Raw genomic sequence first — 23,836 nt, forward strand, 5'->3', positions numbered from 1 at the left:
CGGCCCGCCGCTCGGGGCGCGTGATTTCGAGCCTGTTAAGGTAATGGTCCTGGTGGCGGGGGTGAAGATCCGCGGCGTTGCGCCGCTTTTCGCACCCGGGGGCTCCGGGGCCCCAAGGCACTTCGCAGGCCCTCTGCCCCGTCCCGGAGCAGGGGCCGCGCCTCCGCGACCCGTCCCTGGGCCGCCAGGACCGCCCCGAAGACGCTCTGGGCCTCGGCCAGCCGGACCGACCCTGCCGGGGCCACCTCTCGCAGGGTCCCCAACGCGTGGGCCCCGCGGGCGGCCGCCTCCTCGAGCCGCCCATCGCGGAGGGCCACATCGGCCAGCAGGGTCTCCGTCACAGCCGCCTCCCGGGGATCCGATCCCTCCTCGACCTCCAGCGCCCAGACCCGCCGAAGCACGGAATCGGCCGCCGCGAGCTGGCCGCGCTCCATCCAGATCCTCCCCAGCAGGCGCTCCGCCCCGAGGGCGAAGCGGTGATCCGGGCGCAGCACCCGCGCGACCAGATCGCGGGCGTCGCTGGCTCCCGCCGCCGACCGGTCCAGGTCCCCGTCGTCGAAGGCCTGGCGGGCCAGCTCCAGCCCGAGGAAGGCGTGGAACGGGTGCTCGGGCCCGAGGTTCTCGTCGCTCGTGGCCAGGAGCCGCCGCCAGAGCTCCCGGGCCCGCTCCCGCTCGCCGGCGACCGCATAGGCCTGCCCCAGGGTGATGCGGTTGGCGATGGTCCGCGCGTTGCCCTCCCCGAACTCGGCCGTGAGCCCCTGATCGGCCTCCTCCAGCACCCGAACGGCGTCGGGCCCAGGAAAGCCCTGCAGGAGGATCGCGCCCAGGACCGTGCGGGCGTTCACCGACGACATGTGGCTGCGGCCCCAGACGGAATCGGCGGCCACGACCGAGGCCTCGGCCATGGTGCGCGCTTCGTCGTAGCGGTTCAGGTATTGGAGGGCGTTGGCCAGCCCGTTCAGCGATTCCGCAGTGGACGGGTGGAAGTCCCCGTAGAGCGTCCGGCGTACCTCCAGCGCTTGCCGCATGAGCCGTTCGGCTTCGTCCGCCTGCCCACGGAACAGCCGGATGCTCCCCAGATTCATCAAGCTGGCACCCAGTTCGGGCGTCGGTTCACCGCCCCCCTCGCGGAAGCGTCGTACGGCGGCCTCAAAGAGCGAATCCGCCAACTCGAAGTCTCCCTTCGAATGGGCCGCATCCGCGAGGAAGTACACGGCGCGCGCCAGCGCGGCCCGGTCCGGGGTTTCCGACGCTTCCAGGATGTGCGTCGCCTCCGTGTACGCCCCGATGCTTTCGTCCGGCTGCCCCAGCAGCGTATGCGCCATGCCCAGATCCATCAGCGCATAGGCGAGCTGCGGCTCCGCCGCCTGCTCCTGGCCGCGGCTGCGGAGCACCGCGATCCCCCTCTTCCCCAGCTCCAACGCCTCTTCGGGCCGGCCCTGCTCGATGCGCGCGTGCGCGACCTGCAGCACGGCGGTGGCGATGCGGGGGTCGTCATCGTCGTAGAGAGCGCTGCGCAGCTCCAGGGCGCGCTCGAAATGACGCGCGGACTCCTCGATCAAGCCGAGGTTGTCGTAGATCTGCCCGACCTCGATCAGCAGGTCCGCCTGCAAGGCGGGCTCGTCGGTGAAATCCGACAGGATGCGAGCGGCTCCCTGGTCCAGCACCTCGCGCGCAGTGACGGTCTGCCCATTCACGGCGCCCGGATCGCTGAGTCGGAACATCTCCACCATCAGGTCGGCCACCCGCGCCGCCCGGTCCCGCTCGGAGGCGGCGAGGGACGCCTCGGCGCGCGCGCGTCGGGCCTGCCAGGCGGTCCCCAACATCCCGGCGATGAGCGCCGCAGCGGCCGCGACGGCCAGGCCAGCCGCCAAGCGGTTGCGCCGCAGCGCCCGACCCCAGCGATAGGTCCAGGAGTCCGGTCGTGCCGTGACCGGGCGACCGGTCAGGTGGTTGCGGAGATCCTGGGCCAGATCCGCCGCTCCTCCGTAGCGACGACCGGGGTCCTTCTGCATGGCCTTCAGGACGATGGTGTCCAGGTCTCCCGAAAGGCGCCGTCGCAGTCGGTCGGGAGGCAGCCCGCGCGCTCGGCCTACTTCATCCGGCGTGATCTCGATGGTCCGTCCATCTCCGGTGTTGCGCGTCTCCGTGCGCACCACCGCCGTGCTGGGGCGCTCGGGATCGCGCCCCAGGATGACCTCACTCACCTGGTGAGGAGCCGCGCTCCCGAAGCCGAAGGGACGGTGTCCGGTCAGCAACTCGTAGAGCAGCACTCCCAACGCGTAGACGTCACACGCGGTGGTGGCCGGCTCGCCACGAATCTGCTCCGGGCTCGCGTACTCGGGCGTGAGCCAACGCTCGGTGGGACGCGTGCGCGGCGCCTCGCTGTCCTCCTCCTCGAGGAGCTTGGCCACGCCGAAGTCGAGCAGCTTGATGGTGCCGTCGCGCGTGACGAACACGTTGGCCGGCTTCAGATCGCGGTGCACCACCAGCTGCCGGTGGGCATGCTCCACCGCGTCGCACACCTGGACGAAGAGTCGCAGCCGCTCCTCGATGCTCAGCTGCCGATCGTCCGCGAACCGGTGGACGGGCACGCCGTCCACGAACTCCATGGCGAAGTAGGGCGTGCCCTCTTCCGTGAGCCCGCCGTCGACGAGTCGAGCGATGTTCGGGTGCTCGAGGCGCGCCAGGATGCGGCGCTCGCGCAGGAAGCGGTCCCGCAGGGACGGGGAATCGAAGCCGACCCGCACGAGCTTGAGGGCGACGCGTTGCTGGAAGTCCGCGTCGGCGCGCTCGCCGAGATATACGGCACCCATGCCACCGAATCCGAGGACCCGCTCGACCCGGTAGGGTCCCACCCGGTCCGGAGTACGCGGCTCCGCCGAGAACGACGAGAAGGCATCCGCGATGAGGGCTTCGGGCGCGGCATCCACCGCTCCAGGACCCTCGTGGTGTTCCAGCAGGGAACGCAGCTCGTCCGCGAGGGCCGCGTCGCTCCCCCGCAGCTGTTCCAGGAAAGGCCCTCGGTCCTCGGGATCGAGAGCAAGCAGCTCTCCGAACAGCTCGGTGACGCGCTCCCAACGCGCCGTCGGGTCGCCTGGACTCACGTGAGCTCCCGGGTGGTCAGGAGAGCTCGCGGTTCAACCAGGCCCGCGCCACCGCCCAATCGCGCTTGACCGTGGCGGGGGAGATCCCGAGCGCCTCGGCGGTCTCTTCCATGCTCATGCCTCCGAAGAACCGACATTCCACGACCCTGCACTGCCGCTCGCTCACCTCGCCCAGTCGGGAGAGCGCTTCGTCCAGCGCGAGCACATCCTCCACCTCGTCCGAGACGGCGACCGAGACTCCGTCGATATCGGCCATGGGCTGGCCGCCGCCCCGCTTCTGCGCCTTCCGAGCCAAGGCGTGGTCGACCAGGATGCGCCGCATGAGTCGGGACGCCATCGCGAAGAAGTGGGCCCGGCCCTGCCACTCCATCCGGTCCACCCGCACCAGCCGCAGGTAGGCCTCGTGGACCAGTGCGGTCGCGTTCAGGGTGTGATCGTCCCGCTCGCGCCGCAGGTGCCGGCCCGCCAACTCCCGTAGCTCGTCGTAGACGATCGGCAGCAGCCGGTCGATGGCGGCACCGTCTCCGGCGGTCGCTTCGGCCAGCAATTGGGTCACGTCGACGGATTCCACCTCTGTCCACTCCCTGAAGGGCGAGAAAGGCGATCCCGGTGGCTCACGCGCAGCGGAGATCAGGAACCGGACACCCCGGCGTTGCCCAGGGGACCTCCGCGATCCGGTCAACTTCCGCCCCGGCGCCCCAAATCACAACTGGCGCTTCCCTCCCCCGCAGCGCCCTCCCCCACCATATTCGGAGTCCTTCGTTCCCCATGTCCGGCACCCCCTTTGACCCATTCCGTCCGACAGCACCTCGGGATCGAGATCGATACCTACGACGCCACCATCCGGCGCTACATCCCGGGCTATGAGTCCATGCTCGAAGAGGCGTCGCGCGTGGTCCAGGCGGCCGGCGCTCGGCGTGCGCTGGATCTCGGGGCAGGTTCCGGTAGCCTGTCGGCTGCCCTGCTGGCTCGTGCGCCCACGGTGAGCGTGGATCTGTTGGACGTGGACGAAGCGATGCTGGAGCTGGCACGCGCTCGGCTGGCCCGCCATGGCGACCGCGCCCGCTTCGTAGCCCGCTCCTTCCTGGAGCCCATCCCGCCCGCGGACGCCGTCATGGCCTCGCTGGCCCTGCATCACGTCCCGACGCTGGCGGAGAAGGAGGCGCTCTACGGCCGCATCTTCGACGCGCTTCCTTCGGGGGGCGTCTTCGTGTGCGGGGACGTCACGATTCCCCAGACCCGCAGCGAGCGGGACGCCACGTACCGGGAGTGGGTGGACCACATGGTGACGTCTGGGATCGATGAGGAGCGCTGCTGGACGCTCTTCGACGAGTGGGCTCGCGAGGACACCTACTTTCCCTTGGACCAGGAGCTCGAGGCGCTCGGGCGCGCCGGATTCGACGCGCGTCTGATGTGGCGGCTGGGTCCCACCACCGTCTGGATGGGGCAACGCTCGTGAGCGACCGTCAACGACCGGGAGGACGGACGCGCACCTTCGATCGTTCCATCGTCGAGGGCCCCGTGCTGAAGGCGGTCTGGAAGATCGCCTGGCCCACCATGCTGCAGAACATGATCGGCGGGCTGCAGGGCATCGTCGACCACATCATGGTCGGGCGCTACGTGGGATTCACCGGGAACGCTGCCATCGGCGTGAGCTGGCAGATCTTCCTGGTGGTGATCGTCTTCATCTCCTCGCTCTTCGCGGGGATGGGCATCCTGGTGGCGCGCTTCGCCGGGCAAGGCGATCACGACAAGGTGAACCGCACCGTCTATCAGGCCTTCCTCACCGCGGTCTTCCTCTCCGTGCTCGTGCTGGCCCCGATCGGCCTGCTGCTCGCGCCCTCGTTGCTGGATCTCGTCAACGCCGCACCCGCAGTCAAAGCGGAGGCCCTGCCGTACCTGCGGCTGTTGTTCCTCTTCAGCTTCGGCATGCTGATCTTCTTCATGCTGGGGGGCGCGCTGCGCGCCGCCGGCGACGCCCGCACGCCGCTGCGCTACGGCCTGGTCGTCACGGTGCTGAACATCGTGCTGAACGTGATCTTCATCCGTGGTCTGGGCCCGATCCCGGCCTACGGTACCTTGGGCGCCGCCATGGGCACGGTCATCGCAACCTGGTCGATGGCCATCGTGGCCTTGGTGCAGCTCAGACGCGAGCGCTGGGTGGTGGGCTTCCCCAAGGGAATGTCACTGAAACCCGACGGTGAGGTGATCCGCTCGCTGTTCCGCTTCGGGCTCCCCACGGGCGTCCAGGGCGTGGCCATGAACGTCGCGGGTGTGTTGCTGCTGCGCTTCATCGGCTCGCTGGAGCAGAGCGCGGAGGCACAGGCCGCCTACGCGGTCGCGTATACCGAGCTGTTCTCGCTCATCACCTGGACGTCGGTGGGGCTGATGGGCGCCACCTCGGCCGTGGTGGGACAGAATCTGGGCGCCAAGCACCCGGAGCGCGCGATCCAGGCCGTGCATGGCGCCGCTCGCATCGGACTGGGCGTGGCCGTCACGGTGGGGGCACTCTTCCTGTTCCTGCCGGAGGCACTGCTCGGGCTGTTCGGCATGACCGAGCCAGTGGTGGTGGGGCTCGGCTTGCAGTTGCTACGCTTCCTCAGCCTCTCGGGGCTCTTCATCACGGTGGCCCTCACCTACACCGGCGGCTTGCAGGGAAGCGGCGACACCAAGAGCCCGCTCTACATCTCCATCGTCTCCCAGATCGTGATTCCGTTGGGGCTCTGCTTCGTGCTCCAGCAGACGCGCGGCCTCCGGCCCGGAGACGTGTGGCTCGCCATCCTGCTCGGTCACATCACGCGAGCCCTGCTGTCGGTGGTTCGCTTCCGCCAGGGGAAGTGGCGGCACATCGTGGTGGACATCGAGTCCCGACCCGGCGCAGCGCGCGGATGACTCGTCCGGAGCCACGACCCCCGGGTCCATCCAGAACGCGCTGAGTGGCCACTGATATTAGTCGATTGACTATTAGTCGATCGACAGTTATGCTGGCGCATGAGCCCTGGACCCGCCGTGCCGCTGAACCCGCGCGACCTGATGATCCTGGCCGTCCTGGCGGAGCAGCCGCTCCACGGCTACGGAATCATCAAAGCCGTGGAGGCCCGCTCCCGCTCGGGCGTTCAACTCGACCCTGCCAACCTCTACCGCGCGCTACGACGGATGTCGGGGGAAGGCTGGGTGGCCGAGGTGGAGGCCGATGGGGACGAACGCCGGCGGACGTACTCCCTCAGCGCCGACGGCCGGGTGGTCCTGGCGGCCGAGCTGCGCCGGCTCGAGCACCTGCTCGCCGAGGCTCGTCCCCTCGTAGCCGACGGATAGGGTCGGTGAGCGTCCCCGGCCTGTACGAGCGGCTCCTGCGGCTCTTCCCGGCGTCCTTTCGCGATCGTCACGCCGCCGAGGCGGCGGCCACGTTCCGGGCGCTCTGGGCCGAGGCCACGGTCGACCGCCAGCGCACCCGCCTGGCGCTCCGCTGTTTCGGGCGCCTGCCTGGTGCGCTCCTCTCCGAGTGGCTGTCGCATCTCGGCGCCCCCCGCTCCCCCCACCTGCTCCGCGTCAGGGAACTCGTCATGGACCGCTGGACCCGCAACCTGCGCGTCGCGCTGCGCTCCCTGGCCCGTGCTCCCTCCTTCACCTGGACCGTGGTCCTCCTGTTGGGCCTGGGGGTGGGAGCCGTCACCACCATCGCGACCATCGTCGATCACGTGATCCTGCGGGCGCTTCCCTACCCAGCGGCGGATCGGCTCGTCTACCTGGAGCACGGCTCCCATTCCGGTCCCCTCTTCCACGAGCTCGGTGACTTCCAGACGGTCGAGCAGTGGGGCGGCGCATACACCGACGACGTCAACCTTGTGGGGAACGGCCCTCCGGAGCGGCTGGAGCGCGCCTCCGTCACGGAGGACTTCTTCTCGTTGTTCGGAGCGTCGGCCCTGCGGGGCCGCCTGCTCCGTCCCGACGACGATCCGTCCAGCGGCGCGGTGGTGCTCTCGGAGTCCACCTGGCGGCAGTTGTGGGGGGCCGATCCGGATCTGGTCGGACGCACGATCTCCCTGGACGGGTCGCCCGCGCTGGTGGTGGGGATCCTGGACGGAAGCTTCGCGACGCCGGAGGCCCTGGTCGGGCAGCACATCGACGTGTGGAAACCCGTGGACTGGAGCGCCGAAGCGTTCAGCTCCCACGACTACTCGGTGCTGGAAGTGGCCGGCCGCCTGGCGCCGGGAACGACCGCGGCCGCGGCCCAGGCCGAGATGGACGCACTGATGGTGGCGATGGCCCCCGTCGACAACAACTACCGGCTGCGCGACAGCGACGCCCCGAAGGAGATCCCGCTGACGCCACTCGCAGAGGTGACGGTGCAGCGGGTGCGCCAGGGCCTGTCGCTGCTGTTCGGGGCCGTCGCCATCTTGTTGCTGGTAGCCTGCGCGAACGTGGCCAACCTGTTCCTGGCGCGCGGACTGGAGCGACAACAGGAGATGTCGGTGCGGCACGCGCTCGGTGCCGGTCGTCTGCGCCTGGTGGAACAGTTGCTCGCCGAGAGCCTCGTGCTGGGGTTGGTCGGCGGACTCCTGGGCGTGGCCCTGTCGGCGCTGGGGCTGCGCACCTTCCTGGCCCTGAACCCCCAGACCCTGCCTCGCGAAGCGTCCGTGCACCTTGATCTACGCGTGCTGGGCTTCGCCGCGGCGCTGGGCGTGTTGACGGCGCTGACGTTCGGGCTGCTGCCGGCACTGCGGGCCGCGCGGGAGAACCTGGCAGGGGCCGTGCGCGGCGCTACCCGCACCGCGACGGAGGGCCGCGGAGTCCGCACGCTGCGCTCCGGCCTGGTGGTCGCGGAGGTTGCGCTATCGCTCACGCTGGTGGCGGGGGCCGGCCTGCTGCTGCGCAGCTTCCTCGAGGTGCAAGGACAGTCCCTCGGCATCGATCCCAGTCATGTATGGGCAGTCCCGGTGACGCCCGCGGAGACGGGCACCACCGAGGAATGGCTCAGGGACATGGAAGCCATCCGGACCGCGCTCTCCGAGGTGCCCGGAGCCCGGAGCGCTACGGTCGGCCTCACGGTTCCCATGCAGATGACCGGGGGGCGTCGCTGCTGCTGGTCCCGCGAGATCGAAGTCGCCGGCCGGGACGAGGTGCGGGTGATGCTCCATCCGGTCAGCGCCGAGTACTTCAACACCTTCCAGCTCGCGGTGCTGGCCGGGCGTGGGTGGGACCGCGCCGAGTCCACGGCCGACCCCGCGCCGATCGTGATCTCCGAGCCGCTGGCCACCGTGCTCTACGGTTCGGCCGCAGCGGCGGTGGGTCAGACGCTCGACGTGGGCTTCTCCGCGCTCATCACCGGGGTCGCCGCCGACGACCGCCACTATGGGGCCGAGTACGAACACGGACCGGCGCTGTACCTCCCGCTGGAACAGCTCCCCTTCGTGGTCGACCGCGCGACCTTCGCAGTACGCATGGAGCCCTCCGCCACCGATGTGCCACGCCAGCTTCGGGACGCGGTCTGGTCGGTGGCCCCCGGGCTGCCGGTTCCCGCGGTTCGCTCCCTCGAGGACATGGTCCGGGAGGCCAACGCCGGCCGCCGCTTCGATTCGGCCTTGTTCGGCTCGCTGGCGGCGCTCGCGCTGCTGTTGGCGGCGGGAGGGCTGTACGGGCTTCTGCTCTACGTGGCGGGCCGCCGGCGGCGGGATCTGGCCATTCGGCTGGCCCTGGGGGCGTCGCGCGGGCACATCGAGCGCTCCCTTCTCCTGGGTGGGCTGGGCCTCACCGGCCTCGGCGTGCTGTTGGGACTCGGCGGCGCCTGGGTCTCGGGCCGCCTGCTCGCCAACCGACTCTGGGGGGTCGACACCCACGACCTGCCCACGATGGTCGGATCGGCACTCCTTCTCCTGACCACTGCGGTGGTGGCGAGCTGGCTCCCGGCTCGGCGAGCGGGTCGCACGGACCCGCTCGAGACGCTGCGGCAGGAGTAGCTGGAGCGGGCTTGGAGGGCGCGACGAACCTAGTCCGCAGGTCGTAACCCGAAGATGTGGGGGTAGGAGCCCTGCACGAGCGTGGCCACATAGAACGTCCGACCGTCCCTCGTTGCGAGAGCCGCACCATCGAATGGCAGTCGGTAGCTGTGCAGATACTCCCCGTCCAGGGAGTATACGTCGATCATCGTCGTAGGCTGGCTCGCGTGAGCGGCCCGCTTTGGTCGGCCGCCCGACAGAATGAACACCCTTGAATCGGCGATCGCGATGTCGCGCGCGCCGTAGTAGGAGCTGTCCGCCCTTGGATCCGTTGCGAACCAAGCGCCCGGCGCTCTCGTGTAGGGAATCGGCTCAATGAGCGGGTGCACCTTCACGCCCACGGGCGTCCCAACTGCGAAGAAGGGACCCGAATACAAGCCAGCGGCCCATGCGGACGGCGATGCGGCCGTCTTGGTGAGGAGCTCGGGCTTGAAGTCGACTGACGGCGGAACTGGCCACTCGACCGTCACCGAATCGACAAGCTCATGGCTCTCGATATCGGTGATCATCGCCGGGCGACCCGGCTGCAATTGTGTCCAAACCATGCGCTGGCCGAATCCAGTGGGGCTCGTAGACAGGCCCCACAGCTCCCGATAGTAGATTTCTTCAAAGAACTCGCCGCGCTGGTCAAGCACCAACTGCTTTCGATTGCGATCATCCCACACCCGGAGATTGTCGCTCTCGTCGATCCACATGTTGAAAGGCTGCGCCAGCTCCCCCGGGCCACGTCCCTCACGACCATACGACCAGCGCCGACGACCCGTTCGAGCGTCGAAGCTTTGGATTCGGCGAGCTAGTCCCTCCAGGACGGCGATCTGATCGTTCCATACCTCGATCTCACTCGGGGAAACCAGAGTCGTGTCGGTCGGATCGACGGAACCAAGGGCAAAGACAGTATCCCAGCGCTCAACCGCGATCACCCTTCCTCCGGGCCCATCCGGTTCGTTCCCGCACGCAGCTCCTACAACTCCGACCGCACACGCAAGGGCCAGGCGAGCGGCCACCATCCCGCCTATGGGCTCGATTCGCACTGGATCACTCCCTCTTCCGCGGTCGGTAACTCCTGGAGGACGCTCAGGTCGCTAATCGTATCTCCCACCACGGTCAGCCGGGTTGGCGTCGCAAAGACTCCGAACTCGGGCAAGTCGGCTACGTCGTCTGCAAGGAAGACAGAATCAGCGCTTAGTCGATATTGCGTCACGAACTGACTCACCTCTTGCCGGGCTTCGGCGAAGATCCAAATCGCGCGGAGCTTCGCTGGTCCGCTGTACCATTCGCTTGCTAGCCTGCGACACCAAGGACAGAGAGTTGATGCGACGATCGCATGCCAACACCCCTCCCCCGTGTGTGGGGAGTCACCTTCGAGGGAGCGGAGAGACGATCGGAGCACGTCGCCTGGTAGGAGTGGGTCCTGAGCCAAGGCCTCCCACTCCTCCGACGAACGCGGTTCGGTATGGGGGCTACCCCGCACTTTGAAGACCACGAGAGTGGTCGCCAGCACCACCGTAGCGATTGCGAGTACTCTGTCAATCGTCACAGTACGGATCGGAGGTAAGGGGACGAGCGCCCGCCGGTGGCCGCCCGCCCCCTCCAGTCTCTATTGGATGCACTGAATGTCAATGATACATCCTTCGTGTATCCAATCCACGCACTCGCCGAAGGGCCATCCATACTGGTACATGCAGACCGTCCAGACCCCTTGCCTGACCTCAGGCACGTCTGTGGAGGAAGCGCGGAGAGCCCTGACATTCAAACCCAACAGCACGCCGACCCCGGCCAGAAGTAGTGTGCGTCGCAACATGATCGAGTGCTCCTCGTCAGAGATGAGAGGGGCCAGCCGGTGCGGCTGGTGTCTTGGGGGCGAATACGAAAGGAAATCGACTCCATCCGCAGGCCACTTCCCGCCCGATGTATGGAGGTGCGAATCGTAGGGACCTTGCTGTCGAAACTGCCGCGCTGTCAGCCAACGGTAGTCCGCTGGACTCCGCCATCTTAACGGCCGTGACCGCCCCGCGTGTATCGATCAACAGCCACAGGAAGACCGTCCGAACCACGCCAACTTCGCGTGCGGCGACTGGATACTCCGTATCGAGACGACCACGGGCCTCTAGCGGAGCGAGCAGACGGGGGGGTACGGAATACCGCGGACCCGCCGCGGTGGGAAGATGCTCAGGATCGCAGTACTCGGGGGTCTGACTTGATGCGTCTGCGGGCCGGAAAGCGACCAAGAAGAGGAGACCAGCGACCCAACCCCCACAGTCACGCCACATTTCAGCCCCCCTGCGCCGAATGAAGGACTTCTCAGAGCCGGGGGGGCCCATAGTAAAAGCTATTGCGCGTAAGGTAGTGCGGGTGACGGGGGGGGGGCAATAGGCAGCGGATCCGAGATCGCAGCGGCAGAGGGCCGGCGTCGCTGACCCCGACAGGTCAATGCCTTCTTCGGCCTGGAACAAGGCGTCGGAGAGACGGCGTGCCACCGCGCCTAGCCTGCCTATCAACCCAGCAAAGCAACCGCGGTCGCAGTCGTCGCGCGCCTCGCGGCCTGGTCGGAGCGCTGCGCCGCGGGGCCCCCACACGGCCCGAGAGGCGCACGCCTCTGGCCGGCCGCGATGGGATCAGGTGGCGTGATCTGCTGGCCCCTTCGACCACGGCGGCGCGCCACGGTCGATTCGAGCCGCCGTGGGTGCTCCCCGGGTCGCCGGCTCGTTCAGGAGGGGGTGCCGGGAAGATCAGCCCTCAGACCTGAACCATCACGAGTCACCAGCGTTCCTCCGCGCCTCAGCCTCCGCCGCGGCCTGGCGACGCCACTCCGCGATCCTGGCGTGATCCCCGGAGAGCAGCACCTCCGGCACCCGATGCCCCCGGTACTCCGGCGGGCGCGTGTAGGAGGGCGCGCTCACATGCTCTTCCTCGTAGTACGAGTCGGAAGACGCGGACTCGTGGTCGCCGAGCGCACCGGGGAGCAGGCGTAGCACGGCGTCGGTGACGGCCAGCGCCGCGATCTCCCCCCCGGACAGCACGAAGGGACCGAGGGACAGCTCTTCGGTGGCCAGATGATCGGCGACACGCTGGTCGACGTCCTTGTAGTGCCCGCAGAGCAGGGTCAGCTCCTCCTGCACCGAGAAGCGGACCGCATCCGCGTGTCGGAAGGCACGGCCCCGCGCGGAGAGCAGCACGATGGGTCCCGAGGGGGCGAGCTGATCGACCGCCTCGAAGAAGGGCTCGGGCTTCATCACCATGCCGGCGCCCCCACCGTACGGCACATCGTCCACCGTGCGGTGGCGGTCGTGCGTGAAATCACGCAGATCGACCACATGCACGTCCGCCAGCCCGGCCTTGCGCACCCGTCCCGGGATGGAGAGGGAAAGCGGTGTGTCGAAGAAGGTCGGGAAGATGGTGACGATGTTGATGCGCATGCGTCTGACCTGCTAGAGGTCCAGGAACCCCTCCGGAGGATCGATCACGATGCGCACCGGATCGCGCTCGACCGCGTGTACGATCGGACGGGAGAGAGGCACCAGCAGCGGCTCCCGCCCCGGTCGACTCACCTCGAGCATGTGTGCCGGAGCCAGCTCGTAGACCTCCCGGACCGAACCCACGGCAGTGCCACTGACGGTCTCGACCGGAGCGCCCAACAGCTCGTGGTAGAAGAACTCGCCCTCGTCCAGATCCTGCACCTGCTCGACGGGAAGCAGGAGGTCGTGCCCCACCAGGAACTCAGCGGCCGTCCGATCTTCGACCCCGTCGAAGCGGACCAGGTAGCCGCGACGGTAGGGCCGGACCTCGTTCATCAGCAGCTGCGACACGGGCACGTCGACCGGCCTCCCCCGCTCGTCGCCTACGCGGAACGCCGCCCCCGGGACGAAGACGTCATCCGGGTGATCGGTGAGGGACCAGACATAGAGCTCGCCGCGAATCCCGTGGACCTTGCTCAGATGGCCCACGGTGAGAAAGCGGGGCGCGGAAGCCCCGGACGGGTCCATCGGGCCCGTCAGGCTTCCGCAGCGGGCTCGGCCTCCGCCTCGCCGGACTCCTCGGCAGCCGCGGCTTCCGCCTCGGCCTGGGCAGCCGCTTCGGCCGCCGCCGCCTCCGCAGCAGCCGTCGCCGCGGCCTCAGCCTCCTTCTTGCGCTTCGCCTCGACCTGGGCGGCCTTGGCCGCCTTCTCGGCTTCCACGTCCGGAGCGCCCACGGCGATCTTGCCGTCCCCGCCGGAACGCGCCTTGGAGAGGAGCGACCTCACGGTGTTCGAGGGCAGCGCGCCCTGGGCCACCCAGAAGTCCACCCGCTCCAGGTCGACGACCACGCGCGCAGGCGAGCTGAGCGGCTTGTAGTACCCGAGCGTCTCGACGAAGCGTCCGTCCCGGGGGGAGGCGCTGTCTGCGACCACGATGCGGTAGTGCGGTTGCTTCTTCCGGCCCATGCGCCGGAGTCGGATGCGAACGGCCATCGTTCCTCTGTCTGGAGTGGTGTGTCGTGTTGCGTTCCGAGTGAGTCCCTCAGCGGGGCACCAGGCCCTTCATCTGCTTGAGGAACTTCTCCATTTCCTTGAACTGCTTCAGCAGGCGGTTCACTTCCGCCACCGGTCGCCCGCTCCCTCGCGCGATGCGGGCCCGCCGCGATCCGTTGAGGATCTCCGGTTTCCTTCGCTCCGAAGGCGTCATCGAGAGGATGATCGCCTCCACGTGCTTGATGCGCCTTGGGTCCACCGAGCCCGTGGGGAGCTTCTTCCCCAGGCCGGGGATCATGCGTGCGACCTGCTCCAGCGGCCCCATCTTCTGCACCTGCCGCATGGCGCCCAGGAAGTCCTCGAGGGTGAAGCGCCCCTTGCCCAGGACCTTCTTCTCCAGGCGCGCCTGCTCGTCGGCGTCGAAGGCCTCGGCCGCCCGCTCCACCAGGCCCACCACATCGCCCATCTGCAGGATGCGACCGGCCAGGCGTTGCGGATCCGTCGGCTCGAGGTCGGCCACCCCTTCGCCCGTCCCCACGAATTTGATGGGCGTTCCCGTGACCCCGTGAATGGAGAGCGCAGCGCCACCGCGGGCATCGCCGTCCATCTTGGTGAGGATCACGCCCGTCAGCGCGAGCGCCTCGTTGAAGCCCTCCGCGATCCGGACCGCCTCCTGACCGGTCATCGCGTCGGCGACCAGCAGGATCTCCTGGGGGCCCAGCTCCGCCTTGATGCGGCGCAGCTCGTCCATCATCGCTTCGTCGATCTGCAGCCGACCGGCCGTGTCGATGACGAGGACCGAGCGCTTCTGTTCCCGCGCCACCGCCAGCGCCTGCTTGGCGATCTCCACGGGATCCGTTCCGGGTGCGCCCGCATGCACGGGGACGCCGACCTTCTGCCCGAGCGTCTGGAGCTGCTCCACGGCCGCCGGACGGTAGAGGTCGCAGGCGGCCAGCAAGGGCTCCCGACCCTCCTTGAGCAGGCGGCGCGCGAGCTTGGCGACCGTGGTGGTCTTCCCGGAGCCCTGCAGTCCCACCACCATCAGCACGGTGGGCGGGCTGGCGGCCCAGCGCAGGGTGGGGCGCTCGTCTCCCAGGAGATGGGCGAGCTCGTCGTGCACGATCTTGACGATCTGCTGCCCGGGCGAGACGGACTTGAGGACCGGCTCCTCCAGCGCCCGCGCCTGCACACGGGTCAGGAACTCGCGCGTGACCTGATAGTTGACGTCGGCTTCCAGCAGCACACGCCGGACCTCACGCAGCCCCTCCTTGATCATGGGCTCCGTGAGCAGGCCCCGCTGGCGGAAACGCCCCAGGACCGTATCCAGCTTTTGGCCGAGCTCGTCGAACATCCGGATCAGGGCCCCCGGGCCCGCACGTCTGGTCAGCAGGCCTCCGCCGCGGGCCGGCGACGGGCCCGCCGATGGAGGCGGCAAAGCTTGAAAAGATAGCCGCCGGGCGCGGAAATCCTCAAGGATGACCGCTCCGGCCGGGAGAAGGACCGGGCTCCCGGGGGGTCGGGGGTGGTACGTTCCCGGTGTTGCGGGGTATGCGCGGTCGGTTCTCAGACCCAGAGGGACCCGATGCGTAGCGCCCTGCAGTTTTCCGCCTTCTTGCTGGGAGGGGGGATCCTGCTCGCCGGATGCGACGGAACCGGCACCAGCCCGGATGCGGGCAGCCTGGACGAGGCCCTGCAGGCCCGGTTGACCGAGGTTTCCCAGGGGGAGGGGCTCACCTTCTTCCTCCTTCCCCACGCCGACGAGCTCCCTGAGATCCCACAGGACCCCCGGAACCCGCTCACGCGGGAGAAGGTGGTCCTGGGCCGGCTTCTCTTCCACGAGACGGCCCTCATGAACGAGACGCGGCGCCCCGAGGGACGCTTCGCCGCTTCCTGCTCCGCCTGCCACAACGCCGCCGCCGGCTTCCAGGCCGGTCGCCGCCAGGGCATCGGAGAGGGAGGGATGGGCTTCGGCACCCGGGGTGAGATGCGCACGCGCGATCCGGCCTACCCGCTGGCCGACCTCGACGTCCAGCCGATCCGCTCCCCCGCCCCGCTGAACGCAGCCTACCAGCCCGTGATGCTCTGGAACGGCCAGTTCGGGGCCACGGGCCCCAACCGCGGCACCGAGGCGTCCTGGACGCCGGGCACCCCGAAGGAGGCCAACTTCCTCGGGTACGAAGGCATCGAGACCCAAGCGATCGCGGGCCTGTCGGTCCATCGGATGGGCGCCGTCGCATCGTCGATGGCCTCGACCCACCCGGTCTATCGGGCGCTGTTCGAGGCCGCCTTCCCTGGGGCCGCCATCGATCGCGAACAGGCGGGGCTGGCCATCGCGGCCTACGAACGCACCCTCCTGGCGGACCGGGCTCCCTTCCAGCGCTGGCTGCGCGGCGAAGCCGCGGCCCTGACGGAGGCGCAGAAGCGCGGCGCTCTGGTGTTCTTCGGCAAGGGCGGGTGCTCGTCCTGCCACACGGGCCCAGCCTTGAGCAGCATGAGCTTCCACGCGCTGGGGATGGGCGACCTGGAAGGCGCTGGCGTCTTTCTCGAGGGAGGGGCGGACCCGAGCCGACCGGAGCACCTGGGCCGGGGAGGCTTCACCGGGCGGCCGCAGGATGCCTACGCCTTCAAGGTGCCCCAACTCTACAACCTGATCGAAGCCGGCCCGCTCGGGCACGGCGGGACCTTCACGACGCTGCGGGCAGTGGTCGAGTACAAGAATGCCGCGGTTCCGCAGAACGCACGGGTACCGCTCGACCGTCTCTCACCCCTCTTCGTTCCGCTGGGCCTCACCGCGACCGAGGTGGACGATCTGGTCCGGTTTCTGGAAGAGGGGCTCCTGGATGGAGAGCTCGACCGCTACGTGCCGTCGGAGCTGCCTTCCGGCTACTGCTTCCCGGTCAACGACCCACGGAGCAAGGTGGAGTTGGGCTGCTGAGGGGTCAGCTCGGCTCGTGCGGATGGCGATCCAACTTCAGGTCGTGCCATGAAGCGGGATCCTCCTCCGGCTCCAGATGCGTGAAGACCGTCAGATCCGGCGCGATCGCGCGAATCTCGGACTCGAGCGACTCCAGGAGGTCGTGTCCCCGCTGCACGGTCCACTCTCCGGGCACCAACACGTGCACCGAGACGAACCCGCGGAACCCCGACTGGCGGGTGCGCAGGGCATGAAAGTCGACGCCCTGCCGGCGGTAGCGGTCCAGCACCGCATCCACGGCGCGGCGTGTATCGACGGGCAAGGCGGTGTCGATCAGCCCCAGCAGCGAGCGCCGCACCAGGCCCCACCCGATGCGCACGATGTTGAAGGCCACTCCGATGGCGACCACGGGGTCCAGCCAACGAATCCCGGTGAGCGCGACGCCCGCGACGCCGCCGATCACCGCCAGGGAGGTCACGACGTCGGACAGCAGATGCTGGGCGTCTCCCTCCAGCGCGATGGACCGATGGCGGCGAGCCGCACCCAGGAGCACCCAGGCCACGACGACGTTGATGGCCGATGCCACCGCTGTGAGTCCCAGCCCGATGCCCCAGCTCTCCAGCGGTCGCGGCTCGAACAGGCGCCAGACGGCCGTACCCACGATCGACAGGGCCGCGACCACGATGAGGCCGCCCTCGAACCCGCTGGCGAAGTACTCGATCTTCGCGTGGCCGTACGCGTGATCTTCGTCGGGCGGCCGACGGGCCAGCGAGAGGGTCGCCAGGGCAACCACGGCCGCAACCAGGTTGACCAGCGACTCCAGCGCATCGGAAAGCAGGCCGACGGACCCGGTCAGCCACCAGGCGGCCGTCTTGAGCGCGATGGTGGCCAGCGCCGCCAGCACCGAGAGCAGCGCGTATCCTGCGAGCGTACTCACCATATAGGCGTCCGCACGGTGGGGCGGTTCAGACCCGGATGATCTCGCTCCGGCGCGTACCCACGGAGACCATGCGGATCGGGACTCCCACGACGTCCTGCAGTCGGCTCAGATAGCCGCGCGCGTTGCGAGGAAGATCCTCCAAGGTGCGCGCCTCCGCAGTGGACGTCATCCAACCGGGGAGCGTCTCGTACACCGGCTCGATGGAGTCGTATCCGCAGGCGGCGTCCGGGAAGAACTCGGTCTGCCCGCCCTGGGTGCGATACCCCACCGCGATCTGGATCTCGGGCAATTGATCGAGCACGTCGAGCTTGGTGATGGCCAACCCGGTCAGACCATTGACCCGCGCGGCGTGTCGGGCCACGACCCCGTCGAACCAACCGCAACGGCGCGGCCGACCGGTCGTGGCACCGTACTCCCCACCCCATTCGCGCACCTGCTCGTCCAGCTCGGCTGGGAACGCGGTCGGGAGGGGGCCTTCCCCCACCCGTGTGGTGTAGGCCTTCAATACGCCGAGCACGTCGTCGATCGCAGTGGGTCCGATTCCGACCCCGACCGGCGCACCCGCGGCGGTGGTGTTGGAGGAGGTCACGAAGGGATAGGTGCCCTGATCCAGGTCGAGCAGCGTGCCTTGGGCGCCTTCCAGCAACACGTCCTTCCCCGAGCTCAGCGCCGTCAGGATCTCCGACCCGACCTCCGTCGACAGCCCATGTAGACGGGCGCCGAGGGCCAGCGCTTCACGCGTCTCCCGCTCCACCTGGGAGACATCCTGCCCCAATGCTTCGAGCAGGTCCTGCGCGCGAGTCAACGCACCCGCGAGCCAACGCTCCACGCCCGACGCATCCGCGAGGTCGCCGACGCGAAGTCCGCGCCGACCGACCTTGTCCTCGTAGGCAGGACCGATGCCCCGACCCGTGGTCCCGATCTTGGCGGTCGCCGCTGCTTCACGCGCCCGGTCCAGTGCGCGGTGGTAGGGCAGGAGCACGTGCGCACGCCCGCTGACCCCGACGCGGCCACCCATACGCAGGCCCCGCGCCACCAAGGCGTCGTGCTCCTCGAAGAACTGCACGACGTCCAGCACCACACCATTCCCGAGCAAGCAGCGCTTGCCATCGTGGAGGATCCCGGACGGGATCTGATGGAGCACGAACTCGTCGTCACCCACGTGCACCGTGTGGCCGGCGTTGGCGCCGCCCTGATAGCGCGCCACCACCTGCACGTCGGCCGCCAGTACGTCGACGATCTTCCCCTTGCCCTCGTCGCCCCACTGGCATCCGACCACGACGGTGCACCGCCCTCGCCGCCCTCCGGCCAATGACCGAACTCCTTCGCTGAATGGACGTGGGACGGGAAGCGACGAAAAACGGGCCCGTCCGCGGGGGACGGGCCCGTCTCGGGCATCCTTTGGTGGAAGGTATCCGCTTCCCGGCGCGGGTCAAGCACGCACGCGGTCGGGTTCCAGCAGCCCCGCCGCTCGCAGCACCTTGTGCGCGGTCTCACGGCCCCGGTCGGGCAGCGGCCGCAGCGGCGGCCGCGGATCACCGCCGCGGTAGCCCAGCAGATCGAGGCTGGCCTTCACTCCGGGAACGCCGAGCCCACCTACGATCTCGACGTGCACCGGCCCGACCTCCTTCTGGATGCGCCCCGCTTCCGCGTGGTCGCCTCGCGCGAACGCGGCGCAGATGGCCGCGGATTCCCGAGGCGCCAGGTTGGCCACGCCCAGAATCCCACCCACCGCCCCAACCTCGAGGGAGGCGTACAGGTGCGCTCCACTCCCGACCAGGACCTGGAAGCCGGTAACCGTCTGCGAGACCAGGTCGCCCACCAGATCCAGCTGGCCCCGGGAGTCCTTGATCCCGATCACATTGGGATGCTTCGACAGCTCGGCCACGAGGCCGGTGGGGAGGTCGAGCGTGCTGAGCCGCAGAGGCACCTGGTAGATGATCACCGGCACGGGAGAGGCCTCTGCCACCGCGGTGTAGTGGATCAGGAGCGCCTCGGGCGTCATGGCGCCCTTGTAGAAGGCGGGTGGCTGCACCAGGACGGCATGGGCACCATGGGCAGCGGCCTCACGCGTCAGGCGCACGGTGCGGCGGGTCGATTCGGCACCGGTCCCGGCCACGAGCAGCACCCCGTCGGGGAGCACGCCCGCCGTCGCGTCCAGCGCCGCCAGGCGTTCCTCGTCGTCCAGGAGCATCGCCTCCCCGGTGGACCCACCGATGACGATGCCCTTGACGCCGGTGCCGCTCCAGCGGCGCACGTTGGCTCGCAATCCCACCACGTCCAGGTCGCCCGAGACGGGGTCGAACGGCGAGGTGGCGGGAATGAAGACGCCGGATAGATCGAGCCGCGCGGAGGTCGCCATGGATGCCTTGGTTCGAGGGGTCGCCCCTGGCGGCACCACGCCCCCAGAAGGTCAGCGGCACGCCAGATGGGTTTCCCCTCCGACGACCGCCTAGGTCCCGAAGAACTGAGCCATCTCCGAGGCCATCCCGCTGTCCCGTCCCCCGGAGATCCGGTCCTGGGGCGAGCTGTCCCCGAAGAGGTTCATCTTCAGATCGAAGTCGTTCGGGTTGTTGGCGGCTCCCTTGGCCACCTCGAACTCGACGAATCCGGACCGCACCAACTCCATCAGGTGCTGGTCGAAGGTCTGGGAGCCGTAGTGGCCCCGGCCCTCTTCGATCAGCTCGCTGATTTCCTCGACCCGGTCGGGATCACGAATACAATCCCGAATCGTTCCTGTCACGAGCATCACCTCCGCCGCCACCACCCGCCCCTGCCCGTCCGAGCGCGGCAACAGGCGCTGGCTGACCACGGCCTGGAGGGTCTCGGCCAGACGGATCCGGATCATCTCCTGCTCGTTGGGCTCGAACACCGCGATCAGGCGAGAGATCGTCTGGGAGGCGTTCTGCGTGTGGACCGTGGAGATCACCAGGTGGCCGGTCTCGGCCGCCTTCAGGGCGATGTCGATGGTCTCCTTGTCGCGCATCTCGCCGATGAGGATGACGTCAGGATCCTGACGGAGCGCGGCCCTCAGGCCCGTCTGGAAAGAGTCGGTGTCGGTCCCGACATCACGCTGCGTGATCGAAGAGCTCTGGTCGCGATGCAGGAACTCGATCGGGTTCTCCAGCGTCACGATGTGTCGCTGCCGGTTGCGGTTGATGTACCCGATCATGGCCGCCATCGTCGACGACTTTCCGGAGCCCGTCACGCCGGTCACCAGCACCAGCCCGCGCTCGCTCTGCGAGATCTTCTCGAGGACGGTCGGCAGCTTCAGGTCCTCGAAGGTCGGGATCTCGATGGGAATCACGCGCATGATGATCGAGAACGTGCCCCGCTGCCGCAGGATGTTCACGCGGAAGCGGCCGAGACCGGGAAGCCCCCACGAGCAGTCGTAGTCGAGCAGCTCGTCGACGCGCTGCCGGTCGCGCTCATGGGGAATGAGCTTGAGGGCGATCTGCCGCACCTGTTCGTGCGTCAGCTTCTGCTCCGTCAGGGGATAGAGGGTCCCGTGGATCCGGGCCCGGACCACGTCCCCGGACTTCAGGTGGATGTCGCTGGCACCCTTCTCGATGGCAGCCTTGAAGATCTCGGTCATCGGCGTCTGCTCGTCCCTGATGGGCGGGGAGGTCCCACGCCCGAGCCCTTTTTTCCGGCTCAGGCCGCTCCGGAGCCTCCCCTCCACCTCCGACGCACGGAAAGCGCGCCAGTTGGGGCGCTTTCTGAGCGTGAGACGGCTCCGGGGGTCTCCGGCCCGTGGGTGGGGAGCAGGAAGCGGACCATCGGCGGGTGCTGTGGCGCCTCCGCAGCCCGGGCCGGGTGCGGGGCCTGGCCGCGGGGAGGAGCCCGAGCCGGACCGTCGGCGGGGGCGGCGCTACTCGTGCCCGACGCGCCAGTTCAGTCCCATGCGGTCCCGGGCCTCGCGTAGGGTCTCGCTGGCGACCGACCGCGCCCGTTCGGCACCGTCCTCGAGGATGTCGCGCACCCGACCCGGCTGGGCACGCAGCTCCTGGGCCCGCTCCCGGAACGGCTCGAACGTAGTCGAGATGGAGTCCGCCAGGATGCGCTTGCACTCCACACACCCGCGCGTCGCGGCGCGACATTGGGTGGCGATGTCGTCCAGTCGCCCGGGATCCGTGATCAAGGTGTGCAGGCTGAACACATTGCACACCTCGGGACGTCCCGGGTCGGATTTGCGCACACGCTGCGGGTCGGTCACCGCCGTTCGTACCCGTTCCCAGACGGCGTCCGGCTCGGCCAGGATACCGACGGTGTTCCCCAGGGACTTCGACATCTTCGCTTCGCCATCCAGCCCCAGGATGCGCCCCACGCGCGGGATGATCGCATCGGGCTCGGGGAACAGCTCCCCGAAGCGCGCGTTCCATTTACGGGCGAGGTCGCGCGCGAGCTCGAGATGCTGCCGTTGATCCTCCCCGACCGGAACCGCGTCGGCGCGATAGATGAGGATGTCGGCAGCCTGCAGCACGGGATAGTTGAGGAGGCCAACGGGGACCGACTCCAGCTTGGACGATTTGTCCTTGTACTGCGTCATGCGTTCCAGGTCACCTACCGGCGCGACCGTGTTGAACAGCCAGAACAACTCGACGTGCTCCGGCACATCCGATTGAACGAACAGCGTCGAGCGCTCCGGATCGATCCCGACGGCCAGCAGGCTCACGGCCATGTCGAAGACGCGGTCCGGGAGATCGGCTGGATCGTACTCGGTGTTGATCGCGTGCAGGTCGACAATGCAGTAGTAGGTCTCGTATCGATCCTGCATCTCCACCCACTGGCGGAAGGCACCCAGGTAGTTGCCCAGATGGGCCTCGCCGGTGGGTTGCACTCCGCTCAGGACGACGGGCTTCTTGCTCACGGTCACTCCAATCCGTTCCGGACAGGGAGCCGTCCCTGTCCCGCGCCGAAGGGGCGCCTAACTTAGCAGGTCGCCGATGGGCGGGGGACCCCACACCCATCTGTACCCGCACAGACGAATCGGGAGGAACTCTGGACCGGCTGCAGGAATGGACCGCCACCGCGCGCGCCGCCGCCGACGCCGCGGCCCTCGTGCACGCCCGTCACTACGGGCGCTCGCACCGTGATCACACCGCGACCAAAGGGCGCGGTGATTTCGTCTCCGCGGTGGATCTCGAAGCACAACGTGAAATCACCGACCTCATCCTCGACCGGCATCCCACGCACGCCGTGTTGGCCGAAGAAGAGGGGCTGGGCCATGGGACCGACGCCGCAGGGCCTCTCTGGATCGTCGATCCTCTGGACGGGACCACCAACTTCCTCCACGGACATCCCTACTTCGCCGCCTCCGTCGCCGTGGCGCTCGACGGAAAGGTCCGCGCCGGCGCGGTAACGGCGACACGCACGGGTGAGCGCTGGTGGGCCTGGGAGGGAGGAGGGGCCTGGTATCTCGGCCCGGGCGATACCGCCCCGGTGCGCCTGCGTACCTCGGCGGTCGAGGACTTTGGAGAGGCCCTGATCGGAACCGGCTTTCCCTTCAAACGGATCGAGGCACTTCCCCGCTATCTCCGCCAGTTCGACCTCGTGTTGCGCGGGTGTGCCGGAATCCGGAGAACGGGCGCGGCAGCCCTCGACCTCTGTTACCTCGCCAGCGGACGCTTGGACGGCTTCTGGGAACTGCACCTGGCCCCCTGGGACATCGCGGCGGGGCTGATCATCCTGCAGGAGGCGGGAGGCGTGGCGTCCCGCCTGGATCAGGCGCCGGTCGACCTCGAGCCCGGCGCTCTCATGGCCGCCAACGGTCCCGCGTTCCTGGCGCGTCTGGGGGACCTGGTGGCCGCCGCCGACGGCTCCGCGACGGACTGAGGGGGCGCTCAGCGGTCGCTGTGATCCTCCTCGGAGCTCCCGCCCAACTCACGATACAGCCAGGCCTTGGCGAACTGCAGGTCCCGGTGCACCGTCGCGGGCGAAATGCCGAGCGCTTCGGCGCTCTCGTCGTAGGAAAGCCCGCCGAAGTAGAACAGCTCCACCACCTTGGCCTTGCGCTCGTCCTGCTGGGCGAGCCGCGCCAAGGCCTCGTCGATGTCGAGGATGACCTGGGGGGCCGTATCGTGAACCAGGAGTCCTTCGTCCAAGGTGACCGCCACGGCTCCCTTGCCGCCGCGTTTCTCCGCCTGCTTCAGGCGCGCGTGGTCCACCAGGATGCGTCGCATCACCTGCGCGGCGATCCGGAAGAAGTGCGCCCGATCGGTGAACGACAGATCCGCGTCCAACAGTCGCAGATACGCCTCGTTGACCAGCGCGGTGGGCTGCAGGGTATGATCAGGGCGTTCGCTGCGCATGTACCGACCCGCAAGCCGGCGGAGCTCCTCGTAGATCAGCGGAAGGAGCCGTTCCAGGCTGGCCTCGTCGCCACTGCGCCACGCAGCGAAGAGTCGGGTGGCTTCGTGGACAGAGCTCATG

General features: G+C 68.7%; 19 protein-coding genes. 6 read left to right on the plus strand and 13 right to left on the minus strand.

Going from position 1 to position 23,836, the window contains the following annotated elements; genetic code table 11:
- Positions 1 to 35: 35 nt before the first annotated feature.
- Together R3E10_06255 and R3E10_06260 are read right to left on the minus strand one after the other, a co-directional pair.
- Positions 36 to 3,107: a tetratricopeptide repeat protein gene (locus R3E10_06255; protein MEZ4415337.1), complete on the minus strand. Its 3,072-nt coding sequence runs from the start codon at positions 3,105 to 3,107 to the stop codon at positions 36 to 38.
- A 16-nt stretch (positions 3,108 to 3,123) separates the two neighbouring features.
- Complete coding sequence (locus tag R3E10_06260; GenBank protein MEZ4415338.1) at positions 3,124 to 3,678, minus strand: sigma-70 family RNA polymerase sigma factor; 555 nt, start codon at positions 3,676 to 3,678, stop codon at positions 3,124 to 3,126.
- A 213-nt stretch (positions 3,679 to 3,891) separates the two neighbouring features.
- Here R3E10_06260 and R3E10_06265 point away from each other — a divergent pair, with 213 nt between their 5' ends.
- The 4 genes from R3E10_06265 to R3E10_06280 all read left to right on the plus strand — a co-directional run bounded on the left by R3E10_06265 (position 3,892) and on the right by R3E10_06280 (position 9,064).
- Positions 3,892 to 4,566, plus strand: coding sequence for a class I SAM-dependent methyltransferase (locus R3E10_06265; protein ID MEZ4415339.1), 675 nt, complete (start codon positions 3,892 to 3,894; stop codon positions 4,564 to 4,566).
- Positions 4,563 to 5,999, plus strand: coding sequence for an MATE family efflux transporter (locus R3E10_06270; protein MEZ4415340.1), 1,437 nt, complete (start codon positions 4,563 to 4,565; stop codon positions 5,997 to 5,999). The genes R3E10_06265 and R3E10_06270 overlap by 4 nt, the downstream gene beginning before the upstream one ends.
- Positions 6,000 to 6,116: 117 nt before the next feature.
- Positions 6,117 to 6,422 carry a helix-turn-helix transcriptional regulator gene (locus tag R3E10_06275; GenBank protein MEZ4415341.1) on the plus strand — a complete coding sequence of 102 codons (306 nt, stop codon included), beginning with the start codon at positions 6,117 to 6,119 and terminating at the stop codon, positions 6,420 to 6,422.
- A 5-nt stretch (positions 6,423 to 6,427) separates the two neighbouring features.
- Positions 6,428 to 9,064 (plus strand): ADOP family duplicated permease, encoded by a 2,637-nt coding sequence (locus tag R3E10_06280; GenBank protein MEZ4415342.1) that lies wholly within the window; start codon positions 6,428 to 6,430, stop codon positions 9,062 to 9,064.
- 29 nt (positions 9,065 to 9,093) lie between these two features.
- On the opposite strand, the gene R3E10_06285 is transcribed toward R3E10_06280, so the two are convergent.
- The 5 genes from R3E10_06285 to ffh all read right to left on the minus strand — a co-directional run bounded on the left by R3E10_06285 (position 9,094) and on the right by ffh (position 14,901).
- The gene (locus R3E10_06285) at positions 9,094 to 10,023 is read right to left on the minus strand and encodes a 6-bladed beta-propeller (protein ID MEZ4415343.1); all 930 of its coding nucleotides are present in this window, start codon (positions 10,021 to 10,023) and stop codon (positions 9,094 to 9,096) included.
- A 1,830-nt stretch (positions 10,024 to 11,853) separates the two neighbouring features.
- Positions 11,854 to 12,519, minus strand: coding sequence for a tRNA (guanosine(37)-N1)-methyltransferase TrmD (trmD, locus tag R3E10_06290; GenBank protein MEZ4415344.1), 666 nt, complete (start codon positions 12,517 to 12,519; stop codon positions 11,854 to 11,856).
- A 12-nt stretch (positions 12,520 to 12,531) separates the two neighbouring features.
- Positions 12,532 to 13,086: a ribosome maturation factor RimM gene (gene rimM / locus R3E10_06295; GenBank protein MEZ4415345.1), complete on the minus strand. Its 555-nt coding sequence runs from the start codon at positions 13,084 to 13,086 to the stop codon at positions 12,532 to 12,534.
- Between the two features lie 8 nt (positions 13,087 to 13,094).
- Positions 13,095 to 13,550, minus strand: a complete 456-nt coding sequence (gene rpsP / locus R3E10_06300; GenBank protein MEZ4415346.1) for a 30S ribosomal protein S16 — start codon at positions 13,548 to 13,550, stop codon at positions 13,095 to 13,097.
- 49 nt (positions 13,551 to 13,599) lie between these two features.
- Positions 13,600 to 14,901 carry a signal recognition particle protein gene (gene ffh / locus R3E10_06305; GenBank protein ID MEZ4415347.1) on the minus strand — a complete coding sequence of 434 codons (1,302 nt, stop codon included), beginning with the start codon at positions 14,899 to 14,901 and terminating at the stop codon, positions 13,600 to 13,602.
- A gap of 231 nt (positions 14,902 to 15,132) precedes the next feature.
- Here ffh and R3E10_06310 point away from each other — a divergent pair, with 231 nt between their 5' ends.
- Positions 15,133 to 16,485 (plus strand): cytochrome c peroxidase, encoded by a 1,353-nt coding sequence (locus R3E10_06310; GenBank protein MEZ4415348.1) that lies wholly within the window; start codon positions 15,133 to 15,135, stop codon positions 16,483 to 16,485.
- Positions 16,486 to 16,489: 4 nt separating this feature from the next.
- On the opposite strand, the gene R3E10_06315 is transcribed toward R3E10_06310, so the two are convergent.
- The 5 genes from R3E10_06315 to trpS all read right to left on the minus strand — a co-directional run bounded on the left by R3E10_06315 (position 16,490) and on the right by trpS (position 22,274).
- Entirely contained in the window at positions 16,490 to 17,404 is a 915-nt protein-coding gene (locus R3E10_06315) for a cation diffusion facilitator family transporter (protein MEZ4415349.1), read from the minus strand.
- 25 nt (positions 17,405 to 17,429) lie between these two features.
- Positions 17,430 to 18,683: an adenylosuccinate synthase gene (locus R3E10_06320; GenBank protein MEZ4415350.1), complete on the minus strand. Its 1,254-nt coding sequence runs from the start codon at positions 18,681 to 18,683 to the stop codon at positions 17,430 to 17,432.
- A 153-nt stretch (positions 18,684 to 18,836) separates the two neighbouring features.
- Entirely contained in the window at positions 18,837 to 19,766 is a 930-nt protein-coding gene (locus R3E10_06325) for a dihydrodipicolinate synthase family protein (GenBank protein ID MEZ4415351.1), read from the minus strand.
- Between the two features lie 90 nt (positions 19,767 to 19,856).
- Entirely contained in the window at positions 19,857 to 20,999 is a 1,143-nt protein-coding gene (locus R3E10_06330) for a type IV pilus twitching motility protein PilT (GenBank protein MEZ4415352.1), read from the minus strand.
- Positions 21,000 to 21,275: 276 nt separating this feature from the next.
- Positions 21,276 to 22,274 carry a tryptophan--tRNA ligase gene (trpS, locus tag R3E10_06335; protein MEZ4415353.1) on the minus strand — a complete coding sequence of 333 codons (999 nt, stop codon included), beginning with the start codon at positions 22,272 to 22,274 and terminating at the stop codon, positions 21,276 to 21,278.
- 140 nt (positions 22,275 to 22,414) lie between these two features.
- On the opposite strand from trpS, the gene R3E10_06340 reads away from it, so the two are divergent.
- Complete coding sequence (locus tag R3E10_06340) at positions 22,415 to 23,239, plus strand: inositol monophosphatase family protein (protein ID MEZ4415354.1); 825 nt, start codon at positions 22,415 to 22,417, stop codon at positions 23,237 to 23,239.
- A gap of 8 nt (positions 23,240 to 23,247) precedes the next feature.
- On the opposite strand, the gene R3E10_06345 is transcribed toward R3E10_06340, so the two are convergent.
- Positions 23,248 to 23,835, minus strand: coding sequence for a sigma-70 family RNA polymerase sigma factor (locus R3E10_06345; protein MEZ4415355.1), 588 nt, complete (start codon positions 23,833 to 23,835; stop codon positions 23,248 to 23,250).
- Between the last annotated feature and the right edge of the window lies 1 nt (position 23,836).

Source organism: Gemmatimonadota bacterium (assembly GCA_041390105.1).
Taxonomy (GTDB): domain Bacteria; phylum Gemmatimonadota; class Gemmatimonadetes; order Longimicrobiales; family Gaopeijiaceae; genus JAGQIF01.